This is a genomic window from Clostridium malenominatum (genome assembly GCF_039521365.1).
In the GTDB taxonomy this organism is placed as follows: Bacteria; Bacillota; Clostridia; order Clostridiales; family Clostridiaceae; genus Clostridium_AW; species Clostridium_AW malenominatum.
Window position 1 is genome coordinate 41,717 of the sequence record NZ_BAAACF010000012.1, and the last position, 24,886, is coordinate 66,602.

At 29.7% G+C, this 24,886-nt stretch carries 25 protein-coding genes and 1 riboswitch; of the genes, 1 reads left to right on the forward strand and 24 read right to left on the reverse strand.

What is annotated here, in order from left to right:
* Positions 1–107: 107 nt before the first annotated feature.
* A complete protein-coding gene (locus tag ABDZ69_RS15805) occupies positions 108–2,546 on the reverse strand; it encodes a heavy metal translocating P-type ATPase (RefSeq protein ID WP_343771181.1) in 2,439 nt (812 codons plus the stop codon).
* Positions 2,547–2,759: 213 nt separating this feature from the next.
* Positions 2,760–2,882, forward strand: a riboswitch (cyclic di-AMP (ydaO/yuaA leader).
* Positions 2,883–2,886: 4 nt separating this feature from the next.
* Between ABDZ69_RS15805 and ABDZ69_RS15810 the strand changes: the two genes are divergently transcribed.
* Entirely contained in the window at positions 2,887–3,708 is an 822-nt protein-coding gene (locus tag ABDZ69_RS15810; RefSeq protein WP_343771183.1) for a hypothetical protein, read from the forward strand.
* A gap of 77 nt (positions 3,709–3,785) precedes the next feature.
* Here ABDZ69_RS15810 and ABDZ69_RS15815 read toward each other — a convergent pair whose 3' ends face one another.
* From ABDZ69_RS15815 to ABDZ69_RS15925, 23 genes are all read right to left on the reverse strand, one after another.
* Positions 3,786–4,712, reverse strand: coding sequence for a hypothetical protein (locus ABDZ69_RS15815; RefSeq protein ID WP_343771185.1), 927 nt, complete (start codon positions 4,710–4,712; stop codon positions 3,786–3,788).
* A 208-nt stretch (positions 4,713–4,920) separates the two neighbouring features.
* Positions 4,921–5,367, reverse strand: a complete 447-nt coding sequence (locus tag ABDZ69_RS15820; RefSeq protein ID WP_343771187.1) for a GNAT family N-acetyltransferase — start codon at positions 5,365–5,367, stop codon at positions 4,921–4,923.
* A gap of 79 nt (positions 5,368–5,446) precedes the next feature.
* A complete protein-coding gene (locus ABDZ69_RS15825; protein ID WP_343771189.1) occupies positions 5,447–5,956 on the reverse strand; it encodes a GNAT family N-acetyltransferase in 510 nt (169 codons plus the stop codon).
* Positions 5,957–6,603: 647 nt separating this feature from the next.
* Positions 6,604–7,359: a hypothetical protein gene (locus ABDZ69_RS15830; RefSeq protein ID WP_343771191.1), complete on the reverse strand. Its 756-nt coding sequence runs from the start codon at positions 7,357–7,359 to the stop codon at positions 6,604–6,606.
* On the reverse strand, positions 7,352–7,834 hold the full coding sequence (locus tag ABDZ69_RS15835) for an RNA polymerase sigma factor (protein ID WP_343771535.1): 483 nt from the start codon (positions 7,832–7,834) through the stop codon (positions 7,352–7,354). The genes ABDZ69_RS15830 and ABDZ69_RS15835 overlap by 8 nt, the downstream gene beginning before the upstream one ends.
* 302 nt (positions 7,835–8,136) lie before the next feature.
* Positions 8,137–8,466, reverse strand: a complete 330-nt coding sequence (locus ABDZ69_RS15840; RefSeq protein ID WP_343771192.1) for a hypothetical protein — start codon at positions 8,464–8,466, stop codon at positions 8,137–8,139.
* Positions 8,467–8,537: 71 nt separating this feature from the next.
* Entirely contained in the window at positions 8,538–9,065 is a 528-nt protein-coding gene (locus tag ABDZ69_RS15845) for a hypothetical protein (RefSeq protein ID WP_343771194.1), read from the reverse strand.
* 66 nt (positions 9,066–9,131) lie between these two features.
* A complete protein-coding gene (locus tag ABDZ69_RS15850) occupies positions 9,132–9,845 on the reverse strand; it encodes a 4Fe-4S double cluster binding domain-containing protein (RefSeq protein ID WP_343771196.1) in 714 nt (237 codons plus the stop codon).
* A gap of 88 nt (positions 9,846–9,933) precedes the next feature.
* Positions 9,934–10,992, reverse strand: a complete 1,059-nt coding sequence (locus ABDZ69_RS15855; protein WP_343771198.1) for an alpha/beta fold hydrolase — start codon at positions 10,990–10,992, stop codon at positions 9,934–9,936.
* A 210-nt stretch (positions 10,993–11,202) separates the two neighbouring features.
* Positions 11,203–11,739, reverse strand: coding sequence for a VanZ family protein (locus ABDZ69_RS15860; RefSeq protein WP_343771200.1), 537 nt, complete (start codon positions 11,737–11,739; stop codon positions 11,203–11,205).
* 181 nt (positions 11,740–11,920) lie between these two features.
* Complete coding sequence (locus tag ABDZ69_RS15865; RefSeq protein WP_343771202.1) at positions 11,921–12,415, reverse strand: NUDIX hydrolase; 495 nt, start codon at positions 12,413–12,415, stop codon at positions 11,921–11,923.
* A gap of 132 nt (positions 12,416–12,547) precedes the next feature.
* Positions 12,548–13,072, reverse strand: coding sequence for a GNAT family N-acetyltransferase (locus tag ABDZ69_RS15870; RefSeq protein ID WP_343771204.1), 525 nt, complete (start codon positions 13,070–13,072; stop codon positions 12,548–12,550).
* Between the two features lie 338 nt (positions 13,073–13,410).
* The gene (locus ABDZ69_RS15875) at positions 13,411–13,818 is read right to left on the reverse strand and encodes a RidA family protein (RefSeq protein ID WP_343771206.1); all 408 of its coding nucleotides are present in this window, start codon (positions 13,816–13,818) and stop codon (positions 13,411–13,413) included.
* 258 nt (positions 13,819–14,076) lie between these two features.
* The gene (locus ABDZ69_RS15880) at positions 14,077–14,346 is read right to left on the reverse strand and encodes a CD3324 family protein (RefSeq protein WP_343771208.1); all 270 of its coding nucleotides are present in this window, start codon (positions 14,344–14,346) and stop codon (positions 14,077–14,079) included.
* Positions 14,347–14,703: 357 nt separating this feature from the next.
* Positions 14,704–15,342: a Vat family streptogramin A O-acetyltransferase gene (locus tag ABDZ69_RS15885; protein WP_343771210.1), complete on the reverse strand. Its 639-nt coding sequence runs from the start codon at positions 15,340–15,342 to the stop codon at positions 14,704–14,706.
* A 410-nt stretch (positions 15,343–15,752) separates the two neighbouring features.
* Positions 15,753–16,340, reverse strand: coding sequence for a hypothetical protein (locus tag ABDZ69_RS15890; RefSeq protein ID WP_343771211.1), 588 nt, complete (start codon positions 16,338–16,340; stop codon positions 15,753–15,755).
* A gap of 95 nt (positions 16,341–16,435) precedes the next feature.
* Positions 16,436–17,455 (reverse strand): sensor histidine kinase, encoded by a 1,020-nt coding sequence (locus ABDZ69_RS15895; RefSeq protein ID WP_343771213.1) that lies wholly within the window; start codon positions 17,453–17,455, stop codon positions 16,436–16,438.
* Positions 17,452–18,123, reverse strand: a complete 672-nt coding sequence (locus ABDZ69_RS15900; protein WP_343771215.1) for a response regulator transcription factor — start codon at positions 18,121–18,123, stop codon at positions 17,452–17,454. Before ABDZ69_RS15900 ends, ABDZ69_RS15895 begins: the two co-directional genes overlap by 4 nt.
* 34 nt (positions 18,124–18,157) lie before the next feature.
* Entirely contained in the window at positions 18,158–18,874 is a 717-nt protein-coding gene (locus tag ABDZ69_RS15905) for a hypothetical protein (protein ID WP_343771217.1), read from the reverse strand.
* On the reverse strand, positions 18,867–21,029 hold the full coding sequence (locus tag ABDZ69_RS15910) for a M1 family aminopeptidase (protein WP_343771537.1): 2,163 nt from the start codon (positions 21,027–21,029) through the stop codon (positions 18,867–18,869). Before ABDZ69_RS15910 ends, ABDZ69_RS15905 begins: the two co-directional genes overlap by 8 nt.
* Before the next feature lie 71 nt (positions 21,030–21,100).
* Entirely contained in the window at positions 21,101–21,964 is an 864-nt protein-coding gene (locus ABDZ69_RS15915) for an ABC transporter ATP-binding protein (RefSeq protein WP_343771219.1), read from the reverse strand.
* A gap of 63 nt (positions 21,965–22,027) precedes the next feature.
* Positions 22,028–24,019, reverse strand: coding sequence for an FtsX-like permease family protein (locus ABDZ69_RS15920; protein ID WP_343771221.1), 1,992 nt, complete (start codon positions 24,017–24,019; stop codon positions 22,028–22,030).
* The gene (locus ABDZ69_RS15925; protein ID WP_343771223.1) at positions 24,009–24,776 is read right to left on the reverse strand and encodes an ABC transporter ATP-binding protein; all 768 of its coding nucleotides are present in this window, start codon (positions 24,774–24,776) and stop codon (positions 24,009–24,011) included. The genes ABDZ69_RS15920 and ABDZ69_RS15925 overlap by 11 nt, the downstream gene beginning before the upstream one ends.
* Positions 24,777–24,886 lie beyond the last annotated feature (110 nt).

Genomic DNA, 24,886 nt, shown 5'->3' on the forward strand with positions numbered 1-24,886 from the left:
CAGTAGATTGATTAATGGTTTTTTCATAAAAACCCCAAAGAATAAAAAATAAATGATAAAGAGAAGTGAGCTCCCTTAACTCACTTCTCTTTATTTTTTAATTATAATTAATTAACTTCTGTTTTTATAGCTCTCATGGAATTTAATACTGCAATCAATGTAACTCCAACATCACCAAATACCGCTTCCCACATAGTACCCATACCAAGAGCTACTAGTATTAGTATTATCCCTTTAATACCTAAAGCAAGTATAATATTTTGCATTACTATAGTTCTTGTTTTCTTTGCTATTTTTATTGCTGAGGCAATTTTTGAAGTCTCATCAGTCATTATAACTACATCTGCCGCTTCAATTGCAGCATCAGAGCCTACTCCACCCATTGCTATACCTATATCAGCTCTTGCTAAAACTGGAGCATCATTTATTCCATCACCTACAAATATTAACTTACCTTTAGGAGATTTTTCTTTATCTAATAACTCTACCTTTTCAACCTTTTGATGTGGTAATAATTCAGCATAAACCTCATCTAATCCTAGCTCTTCTGCAACTTTAGTTCCAACGGTTTTATTATCTCCTGTAAGCATAACTATTTTCTTAACGCCCATGGCCTTTAAATCTTTAATTGCTTTAGCAGAATCATTTTTAACTTCATCAGATATAACAATATATCCTGCATATTCTTTGTCTACAGCAACATGCACCACTGTACCTAAGGTTTCTACTTCATCATAGGATATATTTTCACTATTCATTAATTTATAGTTACCAGCTAATACTTCCTTTCCTAGAGCATTAACTTTAACACCATGACCGGATATTTCTTCGTAGTTTTCTATTGAATCCTTAGCAATCTCCTTACCATAAGCATTCAATATAGACGTAGCTATTGGGTGATTAGAGTAGCTTTCTGCATGTGCTGCATAAGCTATTAGTTCATCTTTTGATATATTATTATGTGATTTTATTTCTGTTACCTTAAATACACCTTTAGTAAGAGTTCCAGTTTTATCAAATACCACAACCTCAACATTATTTAATGCCTCAAGATAATTTCCACCTTTAACAAGTATCCCATTTTTTGAAGCTCCACCTATACCCCCAAAGAAACCAAGGGGTATGGATACAACTAAGGCACATGGACAAGATACTACTAAAAATGCTAATGCTCTATATATCCAGTCAGAAAAAGTAGCTCCCTCTATAAATAGTGGTGGTAATACAGCTAATGCTAAGGCAGCAAAAACAACAATAGGTGTATAGTATCTAGCAAATTTTGTTATAAAATTTTCTGTCGGGGCTTTCTTACTGCTTGCATTTTGAACTAGGTCAAGTATTTTTGCAACAGTAGAATCTCCAAATTCTTTTGTTACTTCTATAGTCAAAAGACCATTTTTATTAATAACTCCACCTAACACATTATCCCCAACCCCTACCTCTCTAGGAACTGATTCACCAGTTAAAGCAGAAGTATCTACCATAGAATTCCCTTCAATTACTTTGCCGTCAAGAGGAACTTTTTCCCCTGGCTTTACAAGAATAACATCACCTATGCCAACTTCTTCTGGCGATACTTTTTTAATATTATCCCCTATCTTCAAATTAGCAAAATCAGGTCTTATATCCATAAGCGCTGCAATTGATTTTCTTGAACGATTGACAGCCATACCTTGGAATATCTCTCCCACTTGATAGAACAGCATAACTGCTACCCCTTCTGGAAATTCACCAATGGCAAAGGCACCAATTGTAGCTATACTCATAAGGAAGTTTTCGTCAAAAATTTCCCCTCTTCTTATATTCTTCAATGCCCTCAACACAACTTCTCCACCAACGATCACATAACTTATTAGATAAAGTATTAGTTCTACAGCAAATGAAAACTTAAAGGCAGTGGCTACTCCAAAGAGGGCTGCACCAACTGCAAATCTCATTATTTCCCCCTTATTACCTTCTCCATGGTCATGGTCGTGTCCATGGTCATGATTTTCATGTTTTGATGTCTTCTTCTCATTTTCCATTTCAATAACTTTAACATCTGGTTCTATCCTTGCAACTATTTCTTTAACTTTTTCTACAATATGATTTTTCTTAGAAAGATTGTCCATTTCTATGATAAGCTTTGTAGATACAAAATCCACTACAGCAGATTTTACACCATCTATATTATTTGACTCTCTTTCTATTTTAGCAGCACAATTACCACAGCAAAGTCCTTCAAGCAGTAATTCTTTTTTTAATATTTTATTGAATTGCTTTTCTTTTACATTAACATGCCCTTCTATGCTTTTAACAATATCATTTGTTGCAGCTATTAGCTCCCTTGACCTATTAATTTCCTCAATTTCTAAAATTAATGTTTTAGTGGCAAAGTTAACATTAGCAGAGTTAATACCATCTAATTCATTAAGCTTTTTCTCTATTTTATTAGCGCAATTAGCACAATCAAGTCCTTCTAATATAAACTCTTTTTTAACATTAGCTTTAGAACTACTTTGTAACGGTTTTATATTTACATTAGGTTTTTTAATTTCTTTGCTCATAATTTTTCCCCCAAACTATTATCTCTCACTCATACACATGAACATATGAATAAGTATTCATATGTTCATTATATGTAGTTTATACTATATTGTCAATACAACTATAAAATATTTCCTATAAATAAATATCTTATAAATACCCTAGAAAAAACCATTGAATATATTACCTGTATCTACTTTTTATAGTTTTATGTATAATTTTTATTGAACAAAATATAAATTTTGCCGAATGTCATTGACAGCGGGGGAATATCATTGGGGTGAATCATTAAATATGTAGGGAAATCCTCTTTCCGAACCCGTCAACTAACCTCGTAGGCACAAGTGAGGAGTAAAAATAATGAAAAAAATTATTGTAACATTAGCAGCTTCTTTAGTTCTGACTATTGGCGCTTCCAATGTACTGTCAACTAAACTAAGCACAAAGCAAAAGACACCTATTGCATCAAACTCGTCTATAAGTGAGAGCAAATCCTTAGAGCAAAGTACAGACATCACAGGTGATGCTATTCAACCTCAAATAGAGCATTCTAAAAAAGTCGAGGATACAAAACAAGCTGATGCGAAAACTTCAAGTCCAAGCAGTACACCTAAGAAAAATACAAAATCAACACAATCACCATCTAGAGGTGGTCTATCAATTTCTTCTCAAAAGAACCTACATAATAGCAATACCTCAAACAATGCCAATGCCTCCAAATATGGTGAGTTATTAGATTGGAAACAAGTACAAAGCATAATACCTATAAGTACTAATGTACGAGTTACAGATTTAGGTACTGGTAAATATTTTAATATTAAGAGAACTTTTGGGACAAACCATATTGATGGTGAGGCTTTAACTATATCAGATACGAACATTATAAAAAGCATCTGGGGTGGTTTTTCTTGGGTAAGAAGGCCCGTTATAATTAATATTAATGGAAGAAAAATAGCTGCATCAATGACAGCTATGCCTCATGCTGGAGTTGATTCAGCACCAGCAGTAACAACTGTTAGCAATCGTTCAGGCGGTTATGGAACAGGGGAAAATTTAGATGCTGTTAAGAACAATGGAATGAGTGGAGTAATAGATATACACTTCTTAAATAGTACAAGACATAAAGATAATAGACAAGATCCTCAACATCAAGCTGCTATTTTAAAAGCCGCTGGAAAATAAAATTTTTTTACGGTTACGGCTATACTAATCAAAAGACCTCTATAATACAAGAGTGTATTATAGAGGCTTAATTTACTTTATGATAGTACTGAATTTAATTTTTCCAATGCTTCATCAAAAGGTATTCCACTAATTTCTTTAAAAATCTTGTCTATACTTATATTTTTCAATTTTTCTTTCATATCTTTATTTAAATAAGGTAAAAAACTATTTACCATTGTAGATGAAGTTGCTACTCCGTTTTCATCAGTTACATTTTCTATAGCAATTAAAGAGTCAATATTACAAACTGGTGTTATTAAATAAAGACTTGAGATTTGAGTTTCGAAATATAATATATAAAGATCATCATTACCAACTGCCGTAGTGCTCTGAACTTCCCCTAGTATGAATAGGGCAAGTGAAATAATCAGAGTATTAGATTCTAGCAATATAGCGTTTGTAAGAGGTAATAGTACACTAATATTTGACACACTATTTATAGTATCACCTATTCCTTTTATACAGCAGCAATCCTCTTTTTCTAATGTTGGTTCAGTAATAATTTCATTTATAAAATTTACTAAACCAGGAATAGGGGTATCGCTTGATATTAGAACATAATCTATTTTACATAGAGGCATAAGAGTGATAACTGGCCCTCTACTTGACCCCCTAGAAATATAGACTAAGTTGCCTACTATAGAATTAACAAATACCGGAGTATCAGTAGGATTCTCGCCAATAATAGGGAAAGTTTCACTCAATATAAAAATAGGAGTATTGTTTCTCCTAAAAAATAATAATAAATCTCTTAAACTATCTGTATCACAACAACAACCAAATTTTTTGTCCTTTTTAGGTTTACAATCTTTGTAGTCTTCCTTAGCATCATTTACATTTACATGAACTTGATTTGTTTGATCGCATCTAGAGTCTTTAACAGTGGGATCTTTTCTACAAGTTTTTTGCAAAACATTTTTACCACAATTGTAATCATCATTATAATCATAATTGCGTCTCATTTTATCATCTCTCTTTATATAATAAATTAGAAGTTTCCTTCTTGATTTATTATATTCAAAAGAATTTAAATTGTTTACTTAACTTCTGCAAAGTAAAAAGTTGAATTGGTAATACTACCAAAAAATAAATATGGCACACTGACTTATTCCCTGTTAAATATAAGTTACCACACAAATGTTCAGGTGGTTATGGAACAGGGGAACATTCCTATTTCTCCATAACATAGTTTGTTAATACAATACCTTTTCTCTCAACCTGTTGTTCTTTAATAACTTTATAACCTCGTTTTTCAAAAAAAGGTTTTGCAGTAATTGAAGCATGGGTACTAATCTTATCTGTATCAACAGACTTTTCCAGTTCATCGCAAATCGCCGTTGCAATTCCTTTGTTTTGGTAATCCTTATGAACGAAGAGCCTATCTAAATATCCATTATTACTCATATCCCCGAAGCCGACTATAATATTATCTTCAACGGCAACAACTGTAAAATGTTCTAAAAAGGATTTATTCCATTCCTTTAAATCTACACTCCCTGTTGCCCATACATTTAACTGTTCTTTTGTATAGTCTTTTGCATTGACTAAATGAACTGTATTGTAGAATAATTCGGCTAACACCATACAATCTAATGGTTTATATTTTCTTATAATCATGTCTTTTCCTTTCCTAATACCGATTTACCAGACTAATATACTGGCATTGGCAGTTTAGCGTTATGTTGATATTGTAAAACTATGAAATTAAAATTTCATATATTTCTTCTTCAAGGATTCTTCCATCTGAAGTTTCAACTTTTTTATACTCTGTTACCAATTTTCCTCCATAAAAAAGTGGTATCTTTCTACTTGGAATATTTCTCCTATCAACAGGATAACACAGTTTTTTAACTCCTAAACCTTTGGCACAATCTATTAATCCACCAATCGCTTCTCTACCATAATGATTTCCATGAGAATAAATTTTAGTCCAGATGCCAAGCTCAGGAGTTTCATTTTTCAAATTATGCAACGCAACAAGTCCAATAAATTCACCACTTGATTTGAGAGTAATTGCATAAACATAATCGGTATTATTTTCTCGACTTTCTATAAATCCCTTCACAATTTTATATGTTTCATCCATATTCTTTAACACTTGTGGCTCCATATAGGTAATTATCTGTTCATTGAAATTTTCGAATATTTCTTTTACATGTACCTCTGATACAGGAACTAATATCAAGCGGCTTGTTTCGATATTCATTAATAGATTCATACAATATTTCCTCCTTTTAAATTATAGTGCGGAGATAAAGGTATATAATTAAAGAAACAACTCCTAAAATGATCCTTAATATTCTACTTTTCTTGTTTACCGCTGCTTCGATAAATAGTACCACCGCCAATAAAATCCATATCCTCTCAATTAAAAACAATCTCAAAAGTGTCAGAGTTGAGAATCCAAATATGGGAAATACCGAAATTAATGATATTATAAAAAAAGCACCTAAATAAATGAGTCTTGTCTTAAGCGAATAGTGTTTATAATATGAAAATGCTATGAAGCATATAATAATTAATAAGACTATCCATTGAATAATCGTATATAAATCCTCCATTTTATTGAAATTATAATGAAGTTAATGTTCCTAATTCTAATACTTTAATATGGCTAAGCCGTCATGAATTACTATTATTTTGACTTAATTAATAATAATTATATCATATTCAAATTGCGTCATCATATAACCCATTAGTATCTTTAATAGATGTTATTATATTGACTTTAGGAATAATATAGTCAATGGATTTTCACGGCCAAGTTGTTGCCCACGCTAGGCACATAAAGAAAGCCATAATGACATTAAAAATCATTATGGCTACTGATTTATACAGAAGATCTAACTCTTTTTATTTAGCATCTATAATTTGTTTTGCCATTTTAACTAATTCACCTTGTGATAAGTCAGAATCCACTGCTAAGAAAGAATAGTAGATTCCATCTTGCATCCAATTTAAACCTTGAACTTCAGAGATTTTTTCTTTGTCAGATCCATAGCTAAATACATATTTACCAGACAACTCATCCTGCTTATCTTGTTCTGTCATTTTATAACTCGCTGGTACAGACTTGTTAGCATATGAATAATAATATAAATCTATACCGTTATGAGTATCAACTACAGTTTCTTCTTCTGACTCTTCACCTAACTTTCCATTTTCCATGTAAAGCATTATTTCATCCTTACCTTTTGTATAGGCAAAACTAAGGGATTTTGTTTTTTCTACAGAATTTTCATTCTCATAAGCAACTTCATTATCTATAGTATATCCACCTTTAAAAGCATATTCATTATCAAATTCCTTAACTAATTTAGGATTAAATCCCAGATCCTTCTTTACTTGTTCTACTGTAGGTATAGCAGTATAATTTGGTATATTGCTTCCATGTGAATTTATAAAAACCACTTTTCCTGCAGCAAATACAGTTGTTCCTATTACCATAGCGGCTACTAGTCCAATCATAATTCTTTTCTTAAATGATTTCATATTTCTCATTTCATAATTCTCCTTTTGATCCGGTAAGCTATTTAATGTTGCACTTACCTTATTTTTAAAACTTTTAGGTGTATCTGGAAAGGTATTATTCCAATTAAAATTATCCATAAGTTGCCTCCATATTTTCTAATTTTACTTTTAATAATTTTCGTCCTTTTGATAATCTACTTTTTACAGTTCCTGAGGGTATTTTTAGAATTCCTTTAATTTCTTCTACTGAATATCCCTCCACATAATAAAGAACAATTGTAATACGAATACGCTCTGGCAATTTTTGAATAGCCAAATATAATTCGCTATAATCTTTTTCATCATCGGCCTTGGCATACTCAAAGTATTCTTCATAACATACCTCTGGATGTTCTTTACGTTTTAAACTATAACATTCATTTATGAGTATTCTGACCAACCATGTTTTAAAATATTGTTCTTTCTTTAGTGTACCTAAATTGTTATAGGCTTTTAAAATTGCCCCCTGAACTGCATCTTCACAATCTTCATCATGAATCAAGATTGATTTTGATACATGATATAAAGTAGATTCAGCTTCAAGAACTTTATCTACAAATGCATCCTTATTCAATTGACTTCCTACCTTTCTTCGCAAACTGTAGCGCTACTTTTTTGCTTTACACTAATTAGATGCATATATTTGCCAAATGGTTCATTTAATTTTCACTTAAATTTTAATTTTTTATAGTATCTAAAACTAACTTTATATTCATAATAATTTAAAACAACGCTGTAATCTGCATCTTGTAAATCAATTGCAAAACAAATGCACCATAAAATCCATTTCTGAATAATACGGTGCCTAGAATAATTATTAAGTTTTTCAGCTATTACATCTTAATAAGCATATTATGCTTCCTTTATATTTCATTATTATTCTAGATAATTTTTACTTTTTAGATATTTTTTACTTTTACCTATTGGTTTTATCATATAATTTATAGAGTGAAATAAAATTGGATATGATGTTACATATATATAATGTAAATCGCATATGATTACTATAATTCCAAAAATAATCATACAAACTGAATTAAAGATTGAAATGTAAAATTGAAGTTTCAAAAACTTTTCTTTGTTTACTATGACAAATGTAAAATTATCATAATATTTATTATAATAGTTTATTTTGTTTTTACATGATATTGAATAAATTAGAAACAACACTCCCGAAACAATTACAACTATTCCAAACTTATCCAACCTATTATTCCTCCCCTTATACTATTGAACAATATTTTACTATTTTACTTAACTAATGGTAATGATATCACTTAAAATGAATCTGTCCTAATGATAAACGTATATTCACATTCATTTTCTCCCCAAGTAGCAATCATTCTAAAACCTCTAATATCAGTTTTATCTTCTAAGTAATATGAACTTAAACCAGATGCCAAGTGTTTCTTTATTTCAAAAGAACCTTTCCCATTCTTTAGTTTAATGGGAATGTTAATTATCTCCTTATCAGAGTATAATTGATTTCCGTTTTTATCAATTAAAACATCGGATATAGTAAATTTGCTTGGAGGATTATTGGTAAAACTAATTGTAGCGGTGTTGCCAATTTCAATATATGGAATTTCACTTTCTGAACCTTTCTTCAATATTGTTTTAAACGTATCTTCCCTATCATATTTTGCATCGTTCCATTGATTTTTTGCAACAACATAGTCTAATTGTTTATCCCCAATAACTATAGTTAATTTAGGTGGTTCTTCTGGAAACTTAGTGGAAGCACATCTAATCATCAGAATGCTCGTTAATAATACTAATGTAATAGCAACTATTAATTTCTTCATAGTAATCCCTCCATTGATTGTATATAATTTCTTAACAACAAATTATTCGTTTTTTTAGTTATTATGCTAAAAAATAATATTGTTTCCTTTTAACTTTAAATATCTCTGTGTCCAAGGACAGACTAATATGCACTTTCCGCAAACTCTTTCCTTTACTCCAAGCGTATCACTTCTCTTTCGTCCTTCATTTCTACAACTAAAAGCATCAAAGTAATTATCTCTATTCATATTTACCTTCCAGTTAACTCCCAATACAGCATTAGCTGGACATAAATCTTTGCACATATTACAATTCCCACATTTTCCTTCATTTATTGGTAATGCCACATCTAATTCTGCGTCAGTTAGTACGCTGGATAATCTTACAGCTGAACCAAACTCTTTTGTAATAAGTAACGCGCACTTTCCAATCCATCCAATTCCTGCTCTAGTTGCTACTGTTTTATGCGGTAAAGTAGTTTTTAAAATTTCTTCATCTGTATGAACGATTTTTCTTACCTTAGGTAGCGCTTTAAATCCATTATGTTTTATAATCTCCGCTGCATATTCATCAAGTTCATCTAAAAGATTATTTGCTCTTATATATTCATCGTAATAATCTTTTGTCGGCCCATTCTCTATTCCAGCTATTATAAATGGATTTAGTGCTACTGCAATTGATATTCCATATCTATAACCCTCTCTTTGGTTTTCTGGAACATCCTTTAAATCTGCAAATCCAACAATTGAAGCGCCTTTTTCAATAAGTCCCTTTCTAATTTCATTACTTAGCTTATCCACTTTTATCCCCCATTTCATATAAATCCAATTGAAAATTACATCATGGTTTTTATACTTATAAAAAAATAAAGTATTATATTTATAGTGTTTAGTTATATTTATTTAAGTCTAAATTATGTTTTAAAAACTTATTTGTTAGCCATTCTGCAAACTTTTCCTTTTCTTCAAATTGAGGATAATGAGCAGAGTTTGAGTATAGTATAAATTCTTTTTCAATAGCCTTAATAGAGTCAAAATATTCCTTAGCTGATTCAGTGGTTGTCATGTAATCGTATTGACCCATAATAAAGTAACATGGAATTTCTATACTCTTCACAAGACTAGGCAAAGGCCTCTTTGTAGATTCAGTTAATAATATATCTTGAGAAACAGACACTCCCTGAAAATAACGAACTACATCAAGTAAATTATATTCTGGATGAGTTAAAAAACCTTCAAGGTAGTCACCATTATCATCAATAAGCCTTGATGCTCCACCGTACTTTCTGACGTAATTTCTAGGAGTTGTAATGGTTCCTTTTTCAATATCACTTTTTAATCTTTCAAGCTGTTCAAAATCATTACAATTTCCAGCTTTATGGGCCTGCTCAAGGCAATACTTCAAACTGTTTAACTCATTTTTAATTGGATCAGACATCTGACCAATACCAATATAGGCAGTAAATTTTTCTGGTGCTTTTTCAGCAGCCTGTAAAGCAATATAAGTTCCAAAGGAGTGCCCTACCAGCAATATTTTTTTCTTTTCAAATCGTTCTGAAATATAGTCTGTTATGGCTAATAAATCACTTACCAATAATTGTGATGTAATGTTTGAGTAATCTTCGAAAAAACTATATGATTTACCGCTTCCCCTTTGATCATAATGGACAATGGTAAAATCTTTTTCTAATATATCTTGATATTTAGTCACATAAGGGATTTCTGAACAACCGGGTCCTCCATGTACAAAGATGATAATAGGGTTATTTTTATCCTTTCCTCTTATCATAAATTGGTGCTTTGCTCCGTTTATTGAGATTTGTGATAGTTCACTAATACTATTTTCTCCTTTTATAGGTGGCGTCCAAGTTGGAAGGAATAACCCAATGATAATTATAATAATCATTGCTGTTAAAAACCATTTCATGAGTCTTCTTATTTTTTTCAACGATTCACCCCTTCCGAAAATTAAATCATATTAATAATTCTTATTGTATTGTACCATTCCTTGAAAGAATTGAATTCCCAATAGAAAAACAGAGTTCCATCATTAGCCATTGCTAATGCGATAATAAGACCTATTGCGATTATTTATAAAGTATTCGGTTTTTAATTTTAGTCATTAAATAAGAAAAGTGCGTACTAAAGATAATAATTTTTATTTCTTTTGGCTTTTAATGAGTTTTGACAACCAAAACCATATCTCGTATCCTATGAATGTTCCTATTGTATTCATTAGTACATCATCTAATTGCACAAAACGTCCAATAAATGTTTGAATAAATTCGATTATTACTGAAAAAACCAGACCTATTAAAATCCCATAACTCCATTTATCACCGAGTTTTTTGAAAACAATTGGTGAAAAGAACCCAAAAGGAATAAATAGTGTCATATTTAATAAGCTTACCGTAGATAATCCTTCTTCAAATAATTTAAATCTTAACTGTACATTTCCATTAAATATTGAAGTTGTTCCAAAATCACCACGCATAGGGCCCATAATACCCGTAATATTTAAAATCACTATAACTGTAAGAACCCATGCGAACTCACATACAATATTAATCGGTTTAAATTCAAGTTTTCTTTTAACCAAGAATTTTATACTAGTAAACATAATGAAAATAATTATTGATACTCGTATCGAATAAAGAAATGCTAATTTTCCTACTTGTAAATAACTATATAACATATTTATTCCCCCGTCTTTGATTACAGACTATATAAATAATCTTCTATTCACCTTATTATACAAATATATCTTAACTCATAAGAAAAATGTATCATGTGAAAGACGACTTAGTCATTGATGTAAAAACATCGTAAAATTCATATTAAATAATACGGTGTTTAGGTAAATTGGAATTTGTTTATTACAATAGTTTAAAATATTTCTTAAGTGCATTAACATGCATAAGAAAAAAACTATCTGGATTATCTTTCAGCATATCTTTTATAATATCTGCTTTTTCCCAACGAATATTTTGAGTTTCATTTGTTGATTCAAGCAATATTCCATCAGCTTCACAAATGAATGTATTTAAAATAAGAGAATATGCCCCTGATAAATTTTGAGTAACACAATATGGTTGAAAACTTATAACTCTATTACCATTAACATAAGATTGCAAGCTACACTCTTCTCCATTTATTTTGGTAATAATTAATCCTGTTTCTTCTTTTACTTCTCTACGCAACGCTTCGAAAATATTTTCGTATTCTCTAATCTTTCCGGCTGGAATTTCAACCATTCCATTTTCTTTTTCACTATCTTCTTTTTGTCTTTCCTGTACCAAAATAAATTTTTCTCCATTAATTTCTTTTTCAATAATTGCACCTACTGCTGGCTTAGCAAACTTCTCCATCATTTTTATCTCCTTAATTTATAAAGTTTATTTTCTAAATTCCTGTTTATCTGTAAGATTATATAAATAATCGTTATTTCGTAGTTATTTACAAGTCTGAAATAATAATTATCCTATTTCTGTTAAATCAGTATTTTAGAATTTACTATTTGATGTAGCGATACTATATCTATGCACATGTTCATTCTCGTCTTGAATAAAAATAGTTTCTATCAATTTACCATTATTTTTTTCTATGATTTTTTTCGATTGTATGTTATCTATATTACAAGTCACCATTGCCTCTTTTATACCTATTTTTTCTGCTTCAACTAACGCTAATTTAAGTATTTGAGTACCATAACCCCTTTTTCTATGATATGGTGATATATCATAGCCTATATGACCATCTGCTAGCACATCTTGATGCCTAATTCTTATAACTCCTACTACTTCATTATTATCAATTAACCAGAAGCTTGAAGTTATAACCCATCCTAGAGGTAATTCTATTCCTTTAGAATAATTATCTAAGTCATTTAAATATTCATTAAAATTCTCTAATGCTTTTTTATAAAAATTATAATAAAAATTTTCATCTGAATTTTTATATGATTGCACATACTCTTCAAAACTCTTTTGGTATTCTTTATTGGGTTTGGACAAAAATAAAGCTTTCATAATCCGTCATCCCTCCTTGCATAACTTAATTCCCAAAATATTACTATAATGAATTAATTATAGCATATTTTATAAATACCGCATTATTCAATTTTCAAAGAACAAATTCTATTAGTTATTTCGCAATAGTTTCAATGGAATTTAAAGATGATGATTCCTTTTCAATACAGAAATCATCTCCTTAACTTATCACAGTCTTTTTTATAATGTCCTTTACAAAGGGTACATTTTATTCTATATCTTATACTAGTATTTTTTATGGTACAACCTTAACAACTTTTACCAAATAAAAATGAGCCATAAACTATATAAAACTAGTTTATGGCTCATTAAGCTAATTATTTTGCAACCCATAATTCTATTTCTATTTTTAATTCAGGTAAGCCTAATGCACTTATATATGCAATAGTCATCGAAGGGTACTCTGTACCAAATAATGAATCCCACTTACCATCGAAATAATCCCAGTCAATTTCTTCAGTTGCCCAAATATTAACCTTAAATACATTATCAGCAGATAATTGTTGAGCTGCTAATAGATCAGCAATATTTTTAAAGGTATTTTCCACTTGGTCATTAATTGATTCAGGAATATTGTTACTCCTATCTATACCTATTTGGCCTGAAGTTACAAAAATATCAGCATTTTTCGGTATCTTTGTTATATGGCTATATTTTCCCACAGGCGACGGAATATTTGCAGGATTTACTTTTTGAATATTTGTACTATTCTCTTTATTTATCATTTATTTATACCTCACTTTATTAATTTTATAACAACCTTTAAAATTAAACGTTCAAATTATAATTCATATGTTTTATAATTTAATTTAATTTTATCATACACTCTTTACTTATTGCACGTTTAAGAATACCTCTGTAAAGATTTCGAGCACAAATTATCTTCGCTGTTTGTTTAAGTTTATCTATAGTAAATTATAATCCTCTTTATATAAAAGTATAAAAAAAGTGGATACTTAATCTTAGACTAAGTATCCACTTTACTATATGTTATGTTGGCATATTATTCTTCTTATACTACTTTGAGATAGATAATATTCTTCAGCAAGCTGTTTAACTGATATACCTTCTTTATATTTATTATATATATCTATATTTCTTTCTCTTATCTCAAGCTTTGAACCACTTGATTCACCCCAAGATCTCTTATTTTCAAATTTTCTTGGTATATATAAGTAACCGCCATCCATGTACTCTTGAATTAATTCAAGAACATCTTTAGGTAATATATCTTGTGCTTTTTTATATTTCACTTTATCTACTCCTATTTACTTTTGGGGTAAATAATTAAGCAAAAACTGCACAAAACACTTATTTAAATTTTTATATAAAACCCCTAACAAATCATGTTTTGATTGATATTACAGTCTTTGCTCGGAGCTTAATTCAATGAATCTGATTAAATTTATTGACATATCCATCCCCCCTTTATAATTTATTTGTTCATATTTTTATTTATTTTTTTCCTGTAAAATAATTCTGTCTATGCTTTTTCTTGATTATGTTTATTAACGCAATAGTCTTTGCTACACGTTAATAATAAGCTTTCTCATAAATAATTGTCCTCCCTTTTTCTTACTGTTTTTATTTTAAATTTTCTGTAGCAAAAGTTATTTGATAGACTTAATTTTATCTAAATCTGGGCTACATAGTACTTCAAGATTTTTAAATATCTTTTCTCCAGACCAATCCCACCATTTTAATTTTAATAAGTAATCAATTAATTCATCATCAAATCTCTTCTTTATGATCGTGCATGGATTACCTCCAGCGATATGATATGGAGGAACATCTTTTGTCACTACAGAGTTAGCAGCAATAATTGAGCCGTCTCCAATATGCACACCAGGCATTACTGTAACATTCTGCCCAATCCATACATCATTTCCAACTACGGTATCACCTTTAAATGGTAAATCTTCAAGTGTAGGTGTAGCTTTTTCCCATCCATTTCCCATAATATTAAAAGGATAGGTTGTTACAGAGTTCATTCTGTGGTTTGCACCGTTCATAACAAATTCTATTCCTTTTGCTATGGCACAAAACTTACCTATAATAAGTTTATCACCTATAAATTCATAATGGTGTGTAACATGTTCTTCAAACTTTTCTGCTCCATTTACATCATCATAATAGGTGTAATCTCCAACCTTAATATTAGGGTTTTTAACAACATTTTTTACATAGCAAATGCTCTTTATGTTTTCATTAGGGTAAATACTGTTTGGGTTTGGCCCAAAATTATTCATACATCTTCTCTCCTTTACAGTTGAATTTAATTTTTTCTATAAAAAAATCCCCACAGATGAACAATATCATCCATGGGGATCTTTCTTATATAAGTATCTCTTAATATATTCAAATTAAACTTAATGCACAATATATTTACCCATATTTTAATTGTAATATAAATAAGCATATATATTTATATGTGCATTGATAGTTATTTTATTTTTATATAAAAGAGTTTAATAGACGATATTGTTCTTAAAATGCATCATTAAATAAAGTTCCATTCTAGAACCTTTAAAGCATTTCACACTATTTATTTTTAATAGTTTAGTTAAGAACAACCTTAATCATCCGATTAAATCTCCTTTTTCCATAATTATAATTTTAGTTAATCTTATAATAAAACCCTATTATTGTCAACAAGTATTTATTTCTTTAAATACAAATTGAATTCATCCAACGATTTTATATTTTCATCTAATACTGCTTTATAAATTAGATAACTAGTAACTATCCTACCATATTCAGGTTTTTCTGCCCATGTTTTTTTAATACGCAGTATGATTTCTTTTTTCTCTGGAGTTAATTTAGAAGGTATTGTCTTTATATGCTTTAAGTCTGGTTGTCTTTCTGGTTGGTCTACAAACCATATATCTACTTTCCAAATATGATTTGTATTAGACTTGCATTTAAGACTAAAGTAAAAACCATCAGGATAAATATGAGGTTCTTCATTCCATGTATCTGTATCATTTTTGAACTTCAACTCTCTAACATAGGGGCTTGCCATTAAGTCCTTAGCTATATCAGCTATTTTCTCAATATTTAAGTCATTACAAACTACTGTAATATCTAAATCTCGCCATACCATTAACCCTAATGCAGAACTTCCTACTCTAATAGGTTCTCCTACTCTTTGTAATAACTCATTAAGATTTAATAACTTCTCCAATTCTGAAGCTTCCATTTGTAAATCACTTTGCATTTGAAACAATTCTTCCCTTGTAGAATTCATTTTGTCCTCCTTTAGCTTATCATAAAATTTAATAGGATTAATTACTTTCGCTTATTATTTTAACATAATATTATCATTATCCCTATGAAGAACCATTAATCATCTGTAAAAGTTGCCATACTTGACAAAGGAAATATTAATGTAACTTTAGTTCCTTTATTAACCTCAGAGTCAATACTAATTTTCAATCCCAATTTTAAACAAAGCTTTTCACATAGATACAAGCCCATTCCTGTGCTTTTGCTAAATCTTCTTCCGTTCTCACCAGTGAAGCCTTTTTCAAAGACTCTATTTATATCTTTATCTATTATACCTACTCCATTATCATCTATAATTAACATTACTAAATTAGCTTTTTTAACTGAATATATATTTATCATTGGCTCTTTATTACTTGAATACTTTATAGAGTTTCCGATTATCTGATTAATAATAAATTCAGTCCATTTTCCATCAGTATATACAACTTCATTAATATCTTTTATATCTAATTTTATTTTTTTATAAATAAAATCTCTATAATTTCTTTTGACTACATTTCTTACTACATTATCAAGGTTGGTTTGTTTTATAATATAATCTTTATCAACATTATTACTTCGGGAATAATAAAGCACCTGTTCCACAAATCCCTCAATTCTATCCATCTGGAAGTCTATTTTATTAGCTACTTCATCTCTATTATTTTCAATTATCAGCTTTGTAGAAGCTATTGGTGTTTTAATTTCATGGACCCATGCCTCTATGTATTCTCTATAATCTGATTGCATATCTTTATAGTATTTTACATTTTCATGCATATCTCTGCTTATTTCTTTAAGTATAGAATTAAGTTTTTCCCCTTGCATAAAGTTTGCTTCCTTTATCATCTCTGGAAGTAGATATTTCTTGTCCAATTTTTCTAATACGCTATTAATCTCATCATAATAATTTTTATATTTTATAAATTCTAAAGCCATATATGAAACTAATGGAAAAAACCAGATAGCAAAAATAAATACAATTATAATGTAATTAATATTAATGACAATCATTATAGCTGCTAATACCATAAACATCATCATATTGCATGATATTATAACAATTTTATCCTTAATAAATTCTCCTATGCTCATGGCATTATATACCCTAACCCTCTTCTTGTTTCTATTGGATTTTCTATGCCTATCTCTTCAAGCTTTTTTCTTAATCTATTGATATTAACAGTTAAGGTGCTATCATCCACAAAATAATCTGCTTTCCACAAGTATTCCATAAGTGAATTTCTTTTTACTATATTCCCCCTATTATTTATTAAATAAGAAAGTATCTTAACCTCATTTTTAGTCAAATCTAAAGATTTATTTTTATAAATAACCGTTGCATTTGAAAGATTTAAATTAAAATCCTTATACCTTAATATATTATTAGTTTTTAAGTTTCCATATGTTCTTTTTAATACATTTGTTATCCTTGCTAATAATATTTCTGTATTATAAGGCTTTGTTATAAAATCATCTGCCCCTAAATTCATACTAATCAATTCATCTACTTCACTGTCTCTACTTGTAACTATTATAATTGGAACATCTGATGTTTTACGTATTCCTCTACATATATAATAGCCATCAAATTCCGGAAGGTTTATGTCTAGTAATATAAGGTTTGCATTCTCATTTTCAATATATTGTATTATATTACTAAACTCTACAGGTGCATTTACTTCGTATCCATACTTTTTTAAAAAATCCTGTAATTCTTCTCTTATGACTTCATCATCTTCAATAATAAGGATTTTTTTCATTACTTACTCTACCTCCCTAACATAATTAATATCCTCATATTTTACGTTTCTTTTGAATACCAGATAGCAGCATCATTCCAAGTCCAGTTAGTCCATATATAACTTTTCCAATTACTACACTTGCAGGTATAGAGAAAGCCGGTTCAACCACATCAAGAGATTGTGGATATTTTGTAAAGAAGTTTCCTCCAAATAAATCAACTGCATATGGCAATGGAATGAAACTTACTAATATTACTGCTGTCATAAGTACAAAAACTAATCCTTGGTGATATTGCCCTCCAAGAACTCCTAAACCAAACACAAACAACATAGCGGGCAACAGTGTTATAACTGTGGGTAATACAAGACTTCCAATATTAGTAAAGTGAAAATTCACAGCATAGAAGTAGAAGCTATAGGCAATAGGTACTGCAGAAATTAAAATAAATCCTACAATAATAGTGCCAAAGCGGAGCATTTGAAACTTAAATGGATCAATAGGAGTTGCTTTAGTTAACGCCTGCACACTCTTTTCCTGTCTTAGATAAAGAAAAGATATAAAAAATAGTAACGTAACAAGCAATATTGGTAACACTTTAGCAAGGTATGTTCCATAGCTCCAGCCGGAGAATGGGGCAGTATTTGAAACCCCAAGAATTATATCTCTACACATAATTTCACGACTATAGAGAGCAGAAATAATAAGCAATCCTAAGAAAAATTTATTTATAATCAGCCTTTTAAGTTCATATTTAAATATTCTATTCAAGATTTAATTCCTCCTCTTTTAGTCCACAAGCATCTAGAAAGTCCTGCCATGTGATTCTTGTTTTTGATTTATTCTCATATAGTTTAGCTAAAATCTTATCCATTTTATCTTCACCGCCAACTAGTTTTTCAGCTTTCAAAATTTGAAGAGGTAATTTTGAGTATAGTCGCGTAGTTCTATCATTACCATCAATATCTCGAACATATTTTTGGGGCAGTATGTTTAAATATTCTGGATGTCTAGTATAAAAATTATTATTATTTTCTTTCACGTGAGCCTTCCACATGTCCACATAATTTTTTTGAGCATATTCTTCTCCATGAGTTTTCTTAGCAACTCGATAAGTTGTATAGACAGTAAGTCCTTCAGCTGACCAATTTCTATTATTCCCACCTGAACCTATAGTGTGCACTCCCCACCACTGATGAACAAGTTCATGAGATAATACTTCACCACTTGATGCTCCTTCTAATGTATTACTTAAATTTTCATCATTAAAACAGAATTCTCCCATGGTGCTATAATTAGGATATGCTAGTCCTCCTGGAAACAAGGCTGTTTTTTCTACTATTTTTAAAGGGGAATCTTTAGAAACATCCTTTAGCTTGCCATAATGATTAATGCAATAATCAATAGTATCCTTCATCACTTTTTCAGCACTGGCATTCTTCATAGTATCCTCATGTTTACTGCTATAGTAAAACTCTATAGGCAATTCTTCATTGCTGAGCTGCTTCATAACATAATCACCAGCCATTAAAGATAAACGAGTACCCTTAAAATGAACAAACCATGTTTTCTTATCCCCATCCTCTGAAAGTAACTTCGTGCTATCACCAGTCATATTTGCTACTACTTCACCATTCTCATCCTGTTGTGATGGATCCACTACTGGTATAAGCCCAGCAGGCATGGTAAGCTCACATGTAAATTCAGAATCTTCCTTGCTGTTTGCTACTTTGATATTGGGAAGAAGTTTATTGCTTGACAAATCAATATATTTGTCGCTAATAGTAGTATATAGAATAAAACCACTGAGAAAATATAGAATTTTAGGTCTTCCCTCATATTCTATACTAAGCTTAATATTTTTTTCCTCAGGAAGGTTAAATATAATATTAGTTTCTATGGCATCTAATCTTTTAAATGTAACCTTTTTATCATTTACAATTATTTGGTTAATAGTATATCCTGGATTTATTGTTAGTGTACATCCCTGTTCACTGCTGCTCAAATTTTCAAGTGAGTATACTGCCTTTGCAGAAAGACTCCCTTTACTTCCATCAAATGAAATTTTCAAATCACTGTTTAACAACTGAAGCTCTTTATTTACCTTATCAGAACTATCCGCCGAATCACTATTAAACGCTTTAATAAGTTCTTCTTTAGATATAAAAAAAACATCAGGTTGATTTATAAAAGCGTAGAATCCACCACCAATCATTGCTACAGCCATTAAAGGAATATAAACTTTCCTTAAATTATGCAGCATAGAACCAAATATTCTTTTGCCATAGGAACGTACACACAACAACCCAACTAGCCACAAACCGCCAAATATCAAAAACCAAAATAATCTATTATGTTTCATTAAGCGAAATATTTGTGCATTACTGAAATAATCTGAGAGTGTTGGAACTGAAGGTTTTATCCAATTTAAAATATTTCCAATAGGGAGACCTTCAATTAAGTTTGGCAACATTAATAGAATAAATGTACCCATACTAAGATCTACACGATAGAAAATCTGATAAAATGCAGAAATTGATAAAATTGATAGTAATACGGATGGAAGCATCAAAAGAAAGAAGCTATTTAAGTAAGTATATCCATCAAAAACATTACCCATTTTTATAACTGTATATGGATAATAAAGGACTGAAGTAATAGAAACAGTAACAGTGGCTGCTATTCCTATGGCAAGTAATCTCACCACATTTAATACTAAGGGGGATACAATACTATTTGTTAATACTTCAGTTTCATATTTATGTACCCTATTGAACTCTAACAGGGTCAGTATTGCAAATAAAATTCCTCCACCTACCGCTCCAGCAATAGATGGATTTCCAATAAAGTGTCCAGATAAGGTTTTATTAACCATGCCATTGTACAAATTATATCCAGCCATTGGGCAAATCATAGTCAATATCATAATTAAATAAACAATTTTTGAATGGAAAATACGATTCAATTCCACCCTTAAATAGGAAAAGAAATTCATGACTATTTCACCCCTTTCTCCATAATAAGATACATATAAGCATCCTCAAGAGTAGGCTCTACAGCTTGTGCAAAAGCTGGAAGTGTTTCCGCTACAATACGACAGGCAATACCACGGGCTGTGTTAACCCTTGATGTTATCTTATATTCTTGATTTACACTTTGTTCTGTTTTTTCCTCAAAGACTCCAACATGATTGTGTGCCGAGCCAATTAGTTCCTCTGGCGTACCTGTAAACAGAATTTGCCCATGATTAATAACAATCAGTTTATCACATACTGATTGTACATCTTCAATTATATGGGTAGATAATAACACAATCTTATCCTGTGCAGTCTTGGAAAATAAGTTACGGAAATTAATACGTTCCTCAGGGTCAAGTCCAACGGTCGGCTCATCAAAAATCAGTAATTCCGGATTACCCATAAGAGCTTGGGCAATCCCTACACGCTGTCTTTGGCCACCAGATAAAGTTGAAATACGTGCTTTACGTTTTTCTGTTAGATTTGTCTTCTCAATGACCTCTTTAATAACCTTCTTACTATTTTTAATTCCTTTTAGTGCTGCCATATAGTCTAAAAACTCCCACACAGTAAGTTCGTCATAAAGCCCAAAGGATTGTGGTAGATATCCTAGACTTGCTTTTAGCTTTTTTTCATTCTTAAGTAATGGCACACCATCTATAAGAATTTCTCCGCTAGTTGGTATCAATCCTGCTACAAGGAGTTTCATGAGTGTTGACTTTCCTGCTCCATTAGGTCCTAAAAGTCCAATGAGGCTTGGGCTTTCTATTTGTAACGAAACATCCTTTAATGCTTTTTTACCAGTTTTATATGTCATATTTAAATTTTTAACTGAAATATTCATGGTTTTATCATCCTTTCATATGACTTATTTAATATCTTCATACTTTATATGTAATGTACAGAATTAAATATTATTTTTTACTATATTTTTATACCCTGTATATGTTATATAAAAATATACTGCATAAATTACAATAAATAATAAAGCTGTTATTAAAGCTGAAAATCTAATATCTATTTGGTTAAACTTACTTATTTCTTTATTAACTACTGTAACACCAATAATTGAATGGATTAATGCAAGTGTCATTGGAAGGCTAAAATATATCAAGGTTTGAATGAAGATTGTTTTGTCTATGATTTTTTTGTTTACACCAATTCTCTTTAAAGTTCTATATCTTTCTATACTGTCACTAGCTTCTGATAACTGTTGAAGCGCTAATACAGCCATGCTGCTTATTAAAAATACTAGTCCTAAATATATTCCAATAAATAATACCGATGTTGTCCCTCTCTTACTAGTAGAATAAATATCATCCTTTGAGGAAGAAATTATAATTGGAACATTTAAACTTTTATATTTACCATTTAAAAAGTTCTCGTTTATTTCTCTATATTTTTTATTATTTTCTTCTCTATTTTTATCTGAATACATTATATTAAGTGTGGATCTACTAATTTCATTATAATCACATAAAAATTCATCATTTATAACTATGGTTAAAAAATTACTTAGTAGCAGATAAGTTGCAAGATTTTCCTCTATTATTTTATCATTTTTCACTAAATAATCTTTTCCTTTAATATTAACTTTCTTACTACTTTTTAGCTTTTCACTAACTTGCTTAGCCAACATATTATAGTTGGACATAAGTAAAACCTCATCCTTGTTTAAACTTATTTCTCTTTCCCCTCTTAGTCTCAATATTTTATTATAATCAGATATTTTAACAAAGGATACCTCATCATCTTTATAATCTTCATCCGTAATTGGTAATAAACCGCCTACCTTTACTCCTAAAAAATATTCATTGTAATTTGCATATTTTTCATTTTTACTCCTTTTGAAATTAATCTTATTTAACACATCTTCTAAATTGTCTTTTTTACTATTATTGTAAACTATAATACTAGCATCAAAAGGCGCTTCTTTTTCAAGCCCTGCTTCGAAATCTTTCTTAAGACTTATTCCTGTAGATAATACAAGTATTGTAATAAATAGCATTAAACATATTACTGACATTGATATAAAATTTGTATTAACTTTACTATTTATTTGTTTTACTACAAATATATTTAATCCTTTTAAATATACATTCTTATTTTTATTTACTATATACAGTATGACTCCAGATAAACTAAAGAAGAATAATACTGTACCTACTATTAAAAGCACTATTAATAGCTTAAACATAGGATTGCTTAAATCCAAACCTATCTTTAGTATAGATTTATATACAAATCCAAGTAATGCTACACATAGAACAAATGATAATAAATATATAAATGAGTTTTTAAATTTTATATCTTCATTTTTTCTACCCGCTGTTAGTAAATCAATTATTTTGTACTTAGAAATAACAAATACATTAAACATCATGACAAGTAAAAACATTATTCCAAAGTATAATATAGTCTTACCTATAGCATTTGTTGAAACAGCAAATCTATATTCATTTATTCCAACCTCAAGCAATTTAAATGTAAAAACAGATAAAACCTGTGATGCTCCCATTCCTAATATAATACCAGCAATTAAAGATATAGCCCCTACTATAAAGGTCTCTGTCACTAAAATTCTAGATACTTTTCTTTTTCCCATACCTAAAGTCATATATATTCCTAATTCTTTTTTACGTTTCTTTATTAAAAAATTATTTGCGTATAATATTAAACTACCTAATATTATTGATACAAATACTGACACACCAGATATAATTTCAGTTAATCTAGATATGTAATCTGCATTTAATGATTTCATATCACTAAGTGCCTTTTGTGAATCTATTGAGTTAAAGCTATAAAATATACAAACAGCTAATATTAGTGTTAAGAAATATATAGTATAATCCTTATAACTCTTTTTTATATTGCCCACAGCTATTTTAGAATACATTGTTATCATCACCTCCGAGGAGGGTTATAACTTCTATAATTCTATTAAAGAATTCTTTTCTAGTATCATTACCTCTTACTAACTCACTAAAGATTTTTCCATCTTTGATAAAAAGAATCCTATGAGCATAGCTTGCTGTAAAGGCATCATGAGTAACCATTAGTATAGTTGCCTTTAGTTCTTTATTTAAGCTTTCAAACCTTTCAAGTAATAATCTAGCTGATTTAGAATCTAATGCCCCTGTTGGTTCATCCGCAAGTATTAAGGATGGATCAGTTACTATCGCTCTTGCTGAAGCAACTCTTTGTTTTTGTCCACCTGACATTTGATAAGGATACTTATCTAATACCTGTCCTATTTCTAAATGTTCTGCTACTGCTTTTATTTTCCCATCTATTTCCGAACTTTTTTCTCCTTTTATTGTTAATGCCAAAGCAATATTCTCATAAGCTGTAAGAGTATCTAATAAGTTAAAGTCTTGAAATATAAAACCTAACTCATTTTGTCTAAACTTATCTAAATCTTTTGATTTTAACCTAGTAATATCACTATTATTTATTATTATTTTTCCTGTAGTAACATTATCAATAGTTGATATGCAGTTAAGTAACGTAGTTTTACCACTTCCTGAAGGCCCCATTATCCCAACAAACTCCCCCTCATCTACCTTAAAACTGATATTATTTATAGCCTTTGTTACATTATCTTTGCTACCATAATACTTTTCAATTTTTTCTACGCTTAATATATTTTTCATTTATAAATCTCCATTTTTTCTTTATATTAGCTAATACTGTTAATTTCATTTCATATAACTTATTTTATATGATTGTATTTATATCAGCAATTGAACTATATATCATTAAC